Annotated in this window: 13 protein-coding genes; 5 read left to right on the forward strand and 8 right to left on the reverse strand. The window is 39.8% G+C overall.

Going from position 1 to position 12,966, the window contains the following annotated elements; translation table 11 throughout:
* Nucleotides 1–22 precede the first annotated feature (22 nt).
* From ACJYYY_RS10570 to ACJYYY_RS10605, 8 genes are all read right to left on the reverse strand, one after another.
* Nucleotides 23–1,282, reverse strand: a complete 1,260-nt coding sequence (locus ACJYYY_RS10570) for a PTS sugar transporter subunit IIC (protein ID WP_035314862.1) — start codon at nt 1,280–1,282, stop codon at nt 23–25.
* Nucleotides 1,283–1,389: 107 nt separating this feature from the next.
* Entirely contained in the window at nt 1,390–1,707 is a 318-nt protein-coding gene (locus ACJYYY_RS10575; protein WP_035314863.1) for a PTS lactose/cellobiose transporter subunit IIA, read from the reverse strand.
* A 39-nt stretch (nt 1,708–1,746) separates the two neighbouring features.
* Nucleotides 1,747–2,061, reverse strand: a complete 315-nt coding sequence (locus ACJYYY_RS10580) for a PTS sugar transporter subunit IIB (protein ID WP_035314864.1) — start codon at nt 2,059–2,061, stop codon at nt 1,747–1,749.
* A gap of 229 nt (nt 2,062–2,290) precedes the next feature.
* Entirely contained in the window at nt 2,291–3,454 is a 1,164-nt protein-coding gene (eis, locus tag ACJYYY_RS10585; protein ID WP_035314865.1) for an enhanced intracellular survival protein Eis, read from the reverse strand.
* Nucleotides 3,455–3,466: 12 nt separating this feature from the next.
* The gene (locus ACJYYY_RS10590) at nt 3,467–4,861 is read right to left on the reverse strand and encodes a glycoside hydrolase family 1 protein (RefSeq protein WP_035314866.1); all 1,395 of its coding nucleotides are present in this window, start codon (nt 4,859–4,861) and stop codon (nt 3,467–3,469) included.
* Nucleotides 4,862–5,167: 306 nt separating this feature from the next.
* Complete coding sequence (locus ACJYYY_RS10595; RefSeq protein ID WP_408868922.1) at nt 5,168–5,944, reverse strand: formate/nitrite transporter family protein; 777 nt, start codon at nt 5,942–5,944, stop codon at nt 5,168–5,170.
* A 105-nt stretch (nt 5,945–6,049) separates the two neighbouring features.
* Nucleotides 6,050–6,964 carry an aldo/keto reductase family oxidoreductase gene (locus tag ACJYYY_RS10600; RefSeq protein WP_035314868.1) on the reverse strand — a complete coding sequence of 305 codons (915 nt, stop codon included), beginning with the start codon at nt 6,962–6,964 and terminating at the stop codon, nt 6,050–6,052.
* A 139-nt stretch (nt 6,965–7,103) separates the two neighbouring features.
* Nucleotides 7,104–8,294, reverse strand: a complete 1,191-nt coding sequence (locus ACJYYY_RS10605) for an amidohydrolase (protein WP_035314869.1) — start codon at nt 8,292–8,294, stop codon at nt 7,104–7,106.
* A gap of 210 nt (nt 8,295–8,504) precedes the next feature.
* On the opposite strand from ACJYYY_RS10605, the gene ACJYYY_RS10610 reads away from it, so the two are divergent.
* From ACJYYY_RS10610 to ACJYYY_RS10630, 5 genes are all read left to right on the forward strand, one after another.
* Nucleotides 8,505–9,140, forward strand: coding sequence for a hypothetical protein (locus ACJYYY_RS10610; protein WP_035314870.1), 636 nt, complete (start codon nt 8,505–8,507; stop codon nt 9,138–9,140).
* A gap of 82 nt (nt 9,141–9,222) precedes the next feature.
* Nucleotides 9,223–10,479 carry a dicarboxylate/amino acid:cation symporter gene (locus ACJYYY_RS10615; RefSeq protein WP_408868923.1) on the forward strand — a complete coding sequence of 419 codons (1,257 nt, stop codon included), beginning with the start codon at nt 9,223–9,225 and terminating at the stop codon, nt 10,477–10,479.
* 179 nt (nt 10,480–10,658) lie between these two features.
* A complete protein-coding gene (locus ACJYYY_RS10620) occupies nt 10,659–11,042 on the forward strand; it encodes a GntR family transcriptional regulator (protein WP_035314872.1) in 384 nt (127 codons plus the stop codon).
* 1 nt (nt 11,043) lies between these two features.
* A complete protein-coding gene (locus ACJYYY_RS10625) occupies nt 11,044–11,916 on the forward strand; it encodes an ATP-binding cassette domain-containing protein (protein WP_408868924.1) in 873 nt (290 codons plus the stop codon).
* Nucleotide 11,917: 1 nt separating this feature from the next.
* Nucleotides 11,918–12,955, forward strand: a complete 1,038-nt coding sequence (locus ACJYYY_RS10630) for a hypothetical protein (protein WP_035314873.1) — start codon at nt 11,918–11,920, stop codon at nt 12,953–12,955.
* Nucleotides 12,956–12,966 lie beyond the last annotated feature (11 nt).

Here is a 12,966-nt window from a genome sequence, read left to right on the forward strand (position 1 = left end):
ATCGCATATGGCTTTGTGATTGTTATTTGTTCTCTGCGTCTTCAACACGTGATGACATTGCCACGAATGGAATGTAAATCAAGGTTGCGACTAAGATGATGATGACACTTAAGACTGCACCTGTCCAAGACTGCGTTGTTAAGAACCCATTAATAATTGGCGGTGTTACCCAAGGTGTTGCAATCGTTGCTGCTGGTACAAAGCTTAATTTCGTTGCGAAATAAGCGATTGTTACAGATACCATTGGTGTAATAATAAACGGAATGAATAAAACAGGGTTTAAGATGATTGGTAAACCGAACATCAGTGGCTCATTAATGTTGAATAAGCCTGGTGCTGTTGCGATACCACCGACTGTTTTATACTGTTTATTACGTCGTCCTACGATAAAGATAGCAATGATTAAAGCGATTGTTGTTCCTGAACCACCCATGTTAACAAAGGCATCTAAGAACGGTTTGTTAATAATATACGGTGCTGCATGACCAGCTTCAAGCGCAGCTGCATTTTCGGCAATCGCTGGTAAGTTGATTGTTTGTAAAAATGGATCGATGATGTTTGCCCCATGAATACCGAATGTCCATAAGAACACAGGTACAAATGCTAAAATTAAACCGGCAACCCATGTGTTTGTAAGACCCATAAATGGTTGTTGAATTGAGTTGTAGAATGATGTAACAACATCAGGCATGTTGAATGATGTTGAGATGATTGTCCGAACAAGTGCAAAAGCACCAATTGTAATAATTGCTGGTAAAAGCGCAGCGAATGATTTAGCTACTGCTGGTGGTACACTATCAGGCATCTTAATCATTAATTTTTTGCTGCCAGATAAACGTGAAAATAATTCAGATGATAAAAGAGCAATAATCAAAGAGATAAAGATACCGGCGGTTCCGGTGGTCATACCCGTTAAGCCACCTTCACCAAAAGTACCGAAGGTCAGGTACGCAGATAAACTAATCACACCTGCTGATAAACCATCTTTGCCATATCCTTTGGCTAAGTGATAGGCAACAGTAAAGGCAATTAAGAGCGACATAATTCCGAAGGTAGCGTTCCACATATTGCCGCCCCACTGTGTCCAAATATCATGCGGCCAAATTTTATCCATTAATTTTTGGTAAGCATTAATCGGTAAGTTGTTAATTAAAACAGCGAACGAGCCTAAGATCGTTAATGGCATCAATGTTACAAAACCATCACGAACGGCGATTAAATGACGTTGTGTCCCAATTTTAGCTGCGATTGGCACAAACTTTTCTTCTAAAAACTTAAACATTTTCCCACTTCCTTTTCTGAGTGTATCTATGTAGGAGCTGCTTTACGCAACTCTCGGACTGAAGTAAAACGCTGTTTAATTCAGCCTAATGGTTTCTTATCGTTTTATTATTTTTTCGAAAAAGTTTCATACATCTCAATCATTTCAACAGCGAGGTCTTTCACCGTAATCGCGTTCATCAAATGATCTTGTGAGTGAATCAACAGTAACGATACTTCCACTTTTTCACCCTTAGCTTCTTGTGTTAATAAACCTGTTTGTGAGTGATGTGCTTCCACGAGGTTTTTGTTCGCCAATTCGATTTTCTCACGTGCTTCATCGAATTTGCCTTCTTTAGCGAGTTGAATCGCTTCCATACAGTCACTCTTAACATTACCACTGTTCATAATTAACCCCATAATTGCTTGTAATAATTCTTCGTTCATCTGCTTATCGCTCCCTAGAAATGTATTTTATGCAATCTCTTATTCAGCCATCAATTCGACGGCACGATTTAAAACGTTGGCACCGTTCATCATGCCGTAATCTGCCATATTGATAACTTCGACAGGAATGTTTTTTCCAGCAAGTTTACCTTCCATTTGCCCTTTAAGGTAGCGTACTTGTGGACCTAATAATAAAACATCGATGTTTTTAGTTTCTAAGACTTGATCAACTTCACTCGCTGAAATAGCAAAGATATCTGATTCTAAGCCTTGCTCTTTTGAAGCCGCTTCCATTTTTGTAACTAATAAGCTTGTACTCATACCTGCTGAACATACTAACATGATTGTTTTCATATTTTCCTGCCTCCTATGGCTCGTTTTTATCTCTAAAGTTAGAATAACACACAATGGTCTATACCACAATAGCGAAAACGATTACATTCCTTTTAAATCGGTATTTGTATTCGTTTTCACGAATTGGTATAGTTGTCAATACAGCGCTTTCATTGCTTTATGATACCATTGGAACATTTTGAAAGCAATGGCTTTTGCGTTAACTTATCTGACATTTCACGCTATTTAATTAAAAATGTTCGTAAAATAACGCATCAATTGCGGGTAACGCACTTTGCCACGCTATACGTTCTGTTTCCGCTAGTGGTGATAAGACAAATCGCCCTATTTTCGATAGCGAAACATGCCCTAACATCAAAGCTGAAAAGGTCGTTATATTCAAATGTAAACAGCGATTACCAACTTCTGATTCCGTAATGACAGTAACCTGGCCATCAACTTCAATCCGATACACACCCTCATTCCAAGGTGCAAACTTGTCTGCTATTTTCAAACAGAGTGGCGTTGGTGGCTGCCAGTTATACTGTTCTAAAAACGGCACAACATCGACCACACGCACCATCTCATGCTGAACCAACTCTTTTTTAAATTGTGGGTTATTAAAATCAGCACCAATGCCGTCACTGACAATCGCTGAGCCTTTAATCTCGGTTACACTCGCACTATGCGAGCTAATAAAACGCCATAATGCGTGTTCACTTTGTGGTGATGAACCATAAAAATCAAGCACCTTAAAAGTTAATCCATCTAACAGATAGCGTACGTAAGCAGTTACAACACCGCTTTCATACACAACACCGAAGAAACTACCGCCTTCTCGACGTGCTAACCGTTGCCACCATGCACCATCGCGTTGCATCATCCCGGTCCGTTTCAATGCTTCAGCATTATGATAAGCCTTGACATCAGCAAAAACAGACTCATTGCAATCAGCAAAACTAAAGCGTTTCACATCATCTGCCTGTTTACCAAAAGCGGGAAATAGTGCTTGCGGAATCGTGTAATCAACGCGATCGACAAACAACTCCCACCCAAAATAACGGTAAAACGAAACAGAATACGGGGCTAATACCGAAACAGTTTCACCGTTCAACCGCATTTTACGCAGCAATTCTTGCATCAGTTGCTTCATAATGCCACGATTCCGGTATTCAGGATAGGTTGAGACAAAACCTACCCCACCCATTTTATAAGAGACTTGATTAATCGTCATATTTAAGGGCAATGACATGATTAAACCAGCCAAAACATCTTCTTCATAGGCACCTAACGTAATACTGTTAGCGAGCCAATAACTAAAGTCGTCTCGACGTTCACCGTGATAGGGTGTGAAACAATAATCACGCAGTGCATGTGCCTTTTCAAAATCCGTTGCTGGAATAATCTTAATCATTTCATCGCCTCCTTAAGCGTCAAACCCATTGTTTGTTGCTACTTCTTTATACCAGTGACCACTTTTCTTAATCGTGCGTTTGCCATCATTCGCTAAATCAAGCGACACAAAACCATAACGGTTTTTATAAGCGTTTAACCATGACCAGTTATCAATGAACGTCCACATGTGGTAACCTTTTACATTTGACCCTTCTTGAATGGCTTGATGCACAAATTTCAAGTGATCCGTTACAAATTCAATGCGGTAGTCATCGTTTATTTGGCCATTTTCATCAATGAAACGTTCTTCATTTTCAACACCCATACCATTTTCAGAAATGTAACATGGAATATTACCATAATTTTCACGAATATTCGTTAAACAATCGTAAATTCCTTTTTCATAAATTTCCCAACCGCGATACGGGTTCATTTTTTTACCGGGCATATCGTATGTTTCGAAGAAATCTTCTGGCATTGGCACCGTGTAGTTGTGCGCTGTTTCACGCGCTTTAATACGACGTGGCTGATAATAGTTAATTCCTAGCAAGTCAACGGTGTTGTTTTTAATCAGCTCTAAGTCAGCTGCTTCATAAGTTGGCAACATATCAATTGCCTTTAAGTCGGCAACTAGATCAGCTGGGTATTCACCCTTCACTGATGGATCTAAGAACGATCGGTTAAAGAACGCATCTGCAAACTGTGCTGCTTTCACATCAGCCGCGTTGTTTTCATCACGTGGGTAACTTGGTGTTAAGTTTAAGACAATACCAATCGTGCCATCTTGCTTCATTTCACGGTAGGCTGCAATTGCACGAGCGCTTGAAAGCATTTCATGAAAGGCTACTTGAACAGCATCTTTTAAGTTAACGATGGCTGGATAGTGGAATTCATACAGGTAACCACCTTCAACAGGCACAATCGGTTCGTTATGTGTAAACCATTTTTTTACACGATCACCAAACAACTCGAAACAAGTACGTGCGTATTCTTCATAAGCATCAACAGTTGCACGATTGGTCCAACCACCCTCTGCTTGCAGAACAGCAGGCATATCAAAATGATACATATTAATAAACGGCTCAATGTCGTTCGCAATTAATTCGTCAATCAACTCATTATAAAAAGCGACGGCAGCTGGATTAACAGCTCCTCGACCTTCTGGAATTAAACGGCTCCACTGAATCGATGTACGGTAAGAGTTATGACCTGTTGCCTTTAATAATGCCACATCTTCTTTAATACGAATGTACGCCTGTGATGTTTTTTCAGGACCGACTTGATTGAAAAATAGCTCCGGCTGTTTTTTGTACCATAAATCCCAAATGCTATCGCCTTTGCCGTCACCTTCATAACGTCCTTCTGATTGTGGGCCACTTGCTGCCGAACCCCAGTAAAAATCTTGTGGAAATTGATATTTTGTCATAATAATTCCTCCTCTATCGATTGTGAGCATTCTCATATTTCGTCTCTGTAAGCGTTATCTAAACTCATCATACATCATTTCGCTCAGAAACACAGTTAAAAGTTGTCTAGTCCAATTATTTGAGTCTTTCATCCTATTCGGAAGCGACTAACAGCTCGATATCCGAGACTTTCGTCTGACATTTCTGTTCGTCTAAAGGTCTCTATTTGATTTTGAAAACGTTTAACTTTTATTATAATACACCATAATTTATCAAATTGCACGAAAAAGTATAGTCTTTTTAATAAAAGGCTATACTTTTTCGAGCTATTTTTTGAGGCCGTAAAAATAGATGAGTGACACAAAGACGGCACCACCGACCACATTGCCACAATAAACCGGAATGACGTTATTAATGAAGGCTAACCATGATGAGCCACCTTCAAAAATCGCCGCCGGAATAACGAACATATTGGCGACACTATGTTGAAAGCCAATCGCGACAAAGGTCATCACCGGGAACCAAATCGCTAATATTTTACCCGCAGCATCCTTTGCCCCGTATGCTAACCATACCGCGAGACCAACAAACCAATTACAACCGATGCCGGATATAAACGCCTGTAACGCAGTGGCAGAAGTTTTTGCCTCAGCAACGGCTAACGTTTTATGTAAGTACTCAGCACTGCTCGTGAGACCAACAAGATGACCAAAACAATACGCTACAAACATCGCACCGATAAAATTGGCAATCGTGATTACCAACCAATTATGCAGCAACTGTTTCAGCGAGATTTTACGGGCGAATAAGGCCGCACTCACGGCCATCATATTGCCGGTAATTAACTCACCACCAGCTAAAACAATCACGATTAAGCCAATCGGAAACACCGCAGCACCAATCAAATTAGCTAAGCTACCTAACTCAGTCACTGATGCGATGACGCGGATATAGGCGAGATAACCGAGGGAAATCATCGCTCCTCCAACAAAACCAAGAATCATTTTCTGGAGAAAACCCATCGCAATCTTATCTTCTCCTTTTGTGATTGTTACTGCTAATATTTCTGCCTGTGTCATCAAACCAAACCACTCCCTTGCCATTAATGATAGCGTTTTTATTAGTATACCGTTTTATTGTATTACTGTGATAATTTCACGTAAAATGACACCTCTATTTGCTAGAAGTGTCATTCCTTTGTCATATATTTAAGGTAAAACATTGCCTGCTGCTTTGTAAAGAAGGTACCATTCTTCATGTGTCAGCTGAATATCGCTCGCCTCAATCATCTCACTAATACGTGTCGGATTCATACTACCTAATAACACTTGCATCTTAGCTGGATGACGTAAAATCCATGCAATCGCAATGGCCGCTGCAGTTGTTTCATATTTTTTTGCCACTACTTCGAGCGCAGCATTTAATTCAGGGAAATCTTCGTGTCCAATAAACACACCTTCAAAGTAACCGTATTGTAACGGTGACCACGCTTGAATTGTCATATTTTCTAAACGACTGTATTCGATTAAACCTGCTGTCGGTTGTGCTTGTGGCGATAAGTTATTTACATTAAAGCCTTCATCAAGCATACCGGTATGTTTAAGACCAAATTGAAGTTGATTAACAAGCAACGGCTGTTTAACAACCGATTTAAGCAACTCGATTTGAAGTGGGTTTTGATTACTCACACCAAACGAACGTACTTTACCTTGTTTTTCTAACTCATCGAAAGCCGCAGCAATTTCGGTCGGATCCATTAAAGCATCAGGACGATGCAACACAAGCACATCCAAGTAATCTGTGTCGAGTCGTTTTAAAATACCATCGACCGACGATATGATATGCGGTTTTGAAAAGTTAAATCCCGTTGGTGTAATGCCACATTTAGATTGCAGCATAATGTTTTCACGTGAAACACCGAGGTCTTTAAAAGCTTCTGCAAAGACTGTTTCAGACGTGCCCCCACCATAAATATCAGCATGGTCAAAGAAATTGATACCACCTGTAATTGCCGTTTCTAATACTTTGACTGCTTCTTTGTTTGTTAAACTACTCATTCGCATACAGCCTAACGCAATATCTGACGCTGTTAACGTTGATTTACCAAGTGTGATTTGTTTCATCTTCATCCCCCTCAATCGATTGTTTACTTATTTAGTGTACGCTAAAATAAAACAGCAAGATAGTGAAAACGCTTTATTTTATAAAAAAAAGAAGCGTCACTTGCGCTTTTAGACACAAGTTAACACTTCTGTTACTGCCTTACACTTCCGGTTGATAAAAACCTAAGACAATATCAGCAACCGTCTTAGCTGATACTAAAATAGACGCCTCATCAATATCAAATCGTGGGTTATGATTGTAAATTAACTCGGTTTGACCCGCAGGTTGTGCCCCAATATAAAGAAAGACACCTGGAATTTTTTCAGTGTAAAAAGCAAAATCTTCTGATCCCGATACAACTGGCACTTCAGCTAAGGCTGTGATATAATCTGCCTTTCCTTTTTCGAGATAGCCTACAACTTCATCCATTACAACCGGGTCGTTATAGAGCACTGGATAATCGTCTTTGTAATCGAGTTCACAACTGACATGAAAACTCAATTCCAAGCCTTTGACGAGCGCTTTAATTTCTGCTTGAATACGGTCGCGTACTTCGGGTTTGATGAAACGTACATCACCTTCCAACGTCACACTATCTTTAATAATGTTGAACGTTCCTTCACCCGCAAATGAGCCAATTGTTACGACACCAAGTTCAATTGGATTAACACAACGACTAATCACTGTTTGAATCTGTGTCACAAAGTACGAACCAGCCACAATTGAATCATGACTTAAATGTGGTGAGGAACCATGGCCACCTTTACCCCTTATCTTTAAGTTGAAATAATTGCGCCCAGCCATCGCTTTACCACCACAGTAAGCGACCACACCCGCAGGCATCCCAGGCATCACATGGATGCCATATATTTTATCAACGTCATCCAATAATCCCGACGCTAAAATATCTTTGGCTCCACCAGGCGGCTTTTCTTCCGCATGTTGATGGACGATTTTAATTGTCCCCGGAATTTCATCCTTTAGTTCAATTAAACAGTCTGCTAAGACAAGTAAATAAGCCGTATGGGCATCATGACCACAGGCATGCATCACGCCTTTATTTTTAGAAGCAAATGGCAAACCAGTTTCTTCTTCGATTGGCAGTGCATCGAAATCAGCACGAAGAGCGATTGTCTTGCCTGTGTTTTCTGGATTGATTGTTACAACGACACCATGACCACCGCCCACTTCGCTATCTATTTTGACATCCTTTCCCTCATAAAAGTCACGGATATAGCGTGCGGTTTCTACTTCTTCAAACGATACTTCTGGATATTGATGCAGATGGCGACGAATTTGAATCATTTCTGCTTCTCGTTGTTCTAACATACTCATCAATCTAGCTCTCATCTAAATTCCTCCTTCATAGTCGTTTTATACGACTACACTATATCACATTCACTAGTTAAATAGTTGTAAAAACCTTATCCTTAACTATAAACACAGGATGTTCAATTATGTTATAATTAAAAAGGTTAATTTAGGTTATCTGTCAGCTAAATCTAAGCTGATTTGAGTGAACCTTACTAACGAATCAAACTATATTTAGGAGAATGACTAATGAATAAACGTCTTAAGAAAAAACTGGCTAAACGTCAACAAGAAGCTACGATTTCACAAGTAACTGCAACTAAGCCGGCAGTTAAAACAGTGGTTGTTTCACCTGTCATCAAACCGACCAAAACAGTTGGAGCTACACCAACAGTTGCAAGTAAGAGCACGCATAAAGTTCAACTCACTAAACAAACACTTCCGTTAGATAAAGCACTTTATCCGATTTATAATACATTGCTTGCTGCTGCTAACACAACAGCAACAAAAGCATTTAATCAGTTAATGTTAGACGCTGTTGCAAACAGTGTCGCTACCGAAGACATTGTTGAAGTTGGAGCCGTGTTAGCCACTTATGAAGAAGCAACAGCTCGCGTGACAAAATACTTCAAATCAAAAACAGCTGTTCGTCCGTTAACTGCTAAAATGTTAACAGATGATAAAGCACGTACGAAACGTTTTGACGAAATCATTGCACTTGCTACCGATGTTGCTGGCTTAGCAACTGAATCAGCAGCAGTGACTCGCTCAACATTAGCCCTTGATTTAACGGCTCAAAAACAAGCGTTAACAGCACAACTGGCAACGATTGCAGCCGCTTATAACGCTCAATTAGATGAGACACAGGCACCATTGTCACTTTAATACACACTCAAAGTCAGCTTTATCGCTGGCTTTAGGTGTGTCTTGAACTAAACACACACTAAAATAGAAGTAGGGATCAATTATGAAAAAAAGTTTTAAATTATATCGTTCGTCGTTGTTGTTAATCGGGGCGATTATTATTGGCGGGATTATCGGAATCTGCTTTCCTGCTCAAACACATTACCTTAAACCCGTTGGTGATGTCTTCGTCAACTTTATGTTTATGGCAATTGTACCATTTGTTTTCTTAAGTATTTCTTCAGCGATTGCTTCAATGAATGGCACTAAACGTCTTGGCAAAATTATGGGGAGTACGATGCTTATTTTTGTCTTTACAGCTATTATTTCTGCTATTCTTGGTTACATTGCAATCCGCCTCTTTCCGCTCGTGCAACATGCGAACCTCGACTCAATTAAAGCATTAATGGGCAATGGCGCAGCAACCGATGAAATGGCTCTAAGCGATCGGCTTGTGGGGATTTTCACTGTTAACGATTTCAGTTTATTACTATCAAAAGAACACATGCTACCATTGATTTTCTTCTCTGTTTTAATCGGTTTAGCGACCTCATCATTAGGCGAAAAAGGACAGCCGTTTGCGGCTTTCTTAAAATCAGGTTCTGAAGTATTAATGAAACTCGTTCAATTCATTATGTACTTGGCACCGATTGGTTTGGGCTGTTATTTTGCCGCTATTATCGGTGATCTTGGCTCACAAATCATTGGCAGCTATGTTCGTGTGATTGTGCTGTATGTTGTGTTAGCGATTGTTTACTTTATTGCGATGAATACCGTCTATGCTTTACTAGCTGGTGGTAAAGACGGCTTCCGTCTCTTTTGGAGCAACATTACCAAACCCGCAATTACAGCGATTGCGACGTGTTCAAGTGCCGCTTCTATTCCGGTTAACTTAAAGGCAACTAAAGACATGCGCGTGCCTCATGATATTGCCGATACTGTCATTCCTTTAGGGGCAAACACACATAAAGATGGGTCAGTTATCGGTGGTGTCTTTAAGATTGCCTTCTTATACGGCGTCTTTAACCGTGACATTGCTGGTTTTGACAACATGCTTATTATTATCTGTTGTGCATTCCTCGTCGGTGCTGTGATGGGTGCGATTCCTGGTGGTGGTATGATTGCCGAAGTATTAATCGTGACGATTCTCGGTTTCCCCCTTGAAGCCGTGCCACTTGTACTTGTGATTAGCACAATTATTGATATGCCAGCGACCTTATTGAACTCATCAGGTAATACCGTGAGCGCGATGATGGTAACCCGCTTGGTTGAAGGAAAAAACTATTTTAAAAATAAATTAAAAACGACAGCAAACCGTTAAAACTGAACAAATTTGCTTGCCGAATTTGTCGATCTAGGACAGCGTTTATCTTCATACAAAGAGCCACTAACAATTGTTAGTGGCTCTTTGTATGAGGTAAATCTTTGACACACCCACCCCACTACTGTACTATCTTAAGTAGTACAGTAGTGCAAAGCTCACGAAAGGAGTGCCTCCATTTGTATCAACTTGATTACACAAGTAACTTACCCTTATTCGAACAAATCATTCAAAAAATAAAAGAACACATTGTCCGCGGTTTGCTGCAGCCTGGTGATAAAATCCCATCTATTCGTGAATACGCTAGTATGGTTGGTATTAATCCTAATACCGTTAGCAAAGCCTACCAAGAACTAGAACGACAACACGTCATCCTTACCATTAAGGGCAAGGGCGCTTTTGTTGCGGATAAGCAAAACGCTGTCAAATCCATCGTTGATACGCAATTAAGTAAACAAACACTCGAAGCTACACTCCTCGATTTCATTTACCAAGGGATTGACGCTGAAATCTTAAAACAATGGGTTGACGAGATATACACAGAACTTAAAGGAGGAACATAAGATGCAAATTACTAATTTACAAAAAAAAATAAATGACCGCTTATTATTCACTGATATTACCTTTAATGTCAACCCTGGCGAAATCGTTGGTGTCATCGGTCGTAACGGTATTGGTAAAACGACCCTTTTTCGTACCATCATGGGACTATTTTCACCTGATAATGGCGAGGTTCGCATTAACGGTCAATCGCTTGCACTGCATCCCCAATTAAAAGCGCAGCTCTTTTTGTTACCCGATGAATTGAAAGCATGGGACGGCTTTAAAATTAAAACAATCAAAACCTTTTACGCTAAAAACTACCCCCAATTTAACCATGATAAGTTCGACGATTTATTACAGGCATTTAACTTACCCGCAAACGTCAAATTAGGAACTTATTCAAAAGGTATGAGTGCTCTGTTTGGTATTATCATTGCCCTATCTGTAGGTTCACAATATTTAATGCTCGATGAACCTATGGAAGGTCTCGATATTATCGTACAAAAAAAAATCATGAGCGCTTTGATGACTGAAGTATCCGATCGTCAATTAGGCATTATTATTTCATCTCATCGCCTCGAAGAACTTGCGCCGATTGCAGACTATGTTCATCTCATCAAAAACCAAACCATTGAAAAAACCTATCATCTTGAGTCGTTGCGTTCTGAAACAACGAAGGTTCAAATTGCCTTTAAAGACGGAATCATTCCGGATTTCATCCGAGAGCATGGTGACATCTTAACAAAACAAGGTCAAGTATTCACCATTTTATTTATGACTAAAACTGCAGGGTTACATAAGCAATTACTTGAATGTGAGCCCCTTTTTATGGATGAATTGCCGGTCACCTTGACTGATTTATTTAACTATCATTTAAAAGATGAGGAGGACTAACATGAAAACTGGTTTATTATGGAAAGAGTGGCGCCAACACGCTTGGGTTCTTATCACTCTCTTTATTTTAGTTGTCGGTTTTGGACAACTAAATACTTACAACACTATTGCAGACCATCAAAAAAATCTCCGTTACTTTGAATCGAGTGCGTTCAAAGCTGAACAGAAAAAATCCCCTGTAGATGAACGCATGTCTGAAGCTGATATTATTAATAACTTGACTGTCTATGACGATGCTTTAGGGCTATCCTTTTTAGTTGCTTTCATCTTCTGCGTTTTTATCGGTTTAAAAACAACTGCTTTTGAAAAAAACAAAGGGGCCGATTATATTGCACAGGCGATGCCTTATTCACGAACAACGATTATTGCCCATAAGTTAATTTGGCCGACGCTCACGATTTTCGTCAGTCTCTTCCTATATCGCGGTCTCAGCTATTGGCAACTCTCTACTCAAATAGACGCCGTTTTCATCACAGCCTTCAAGGAGTATTGCTTACAATCACTTACAATGCTTCTTTTAATGTTACTTTGCTATACTATTTCGTTGATGATTGGCACCTTAGTTGGTGATGCCTTAGTGGCCTCACTTGTAACCATTGCCATCTTATACTCCGCGTCTCTGCTTTTCTATTACAATTTAGTGCATATTATTCAAGCGTTTCTTTCTTTTACAACAAACAAGACAATGGAACAAATTCAAAATACAACCTTTCAAAGCACACTCTTTGGTTTCAGTCATTGGGATATGATTATCCTGATGCTGTTAATTATTATGTTTGCTTCCTTAGCAATTGTTTTCTATAGCAAGGCTTCCTTAGAAAATAATGGTCTTTTCTTAATGTTGCCTAAAATGAGATTCCCAGTCATCTTGATTGGTGCACTCTACACCGCAATCTGTCTTGCTCGTATCGATTATGAGGAACGTATTACAGCAGCTAATCTATTAGGTTACGGTCTGAATGCGGGCCTTATTATACTAATCAGTGGCTTTATTGGTTGGCTTTGTTTCTACAAACTCAAAAAATTACGCCGTCTCTAATAGGTGTTCAA

It is taken from the genome of Brochothrix campestris (assembly GCF_046058945.1).
Lineage (GTDB): Bacteria > Bacillota > Bacilli > Lactobacillales > Listeriaceae > Brochothrix > Brochothrix campestris.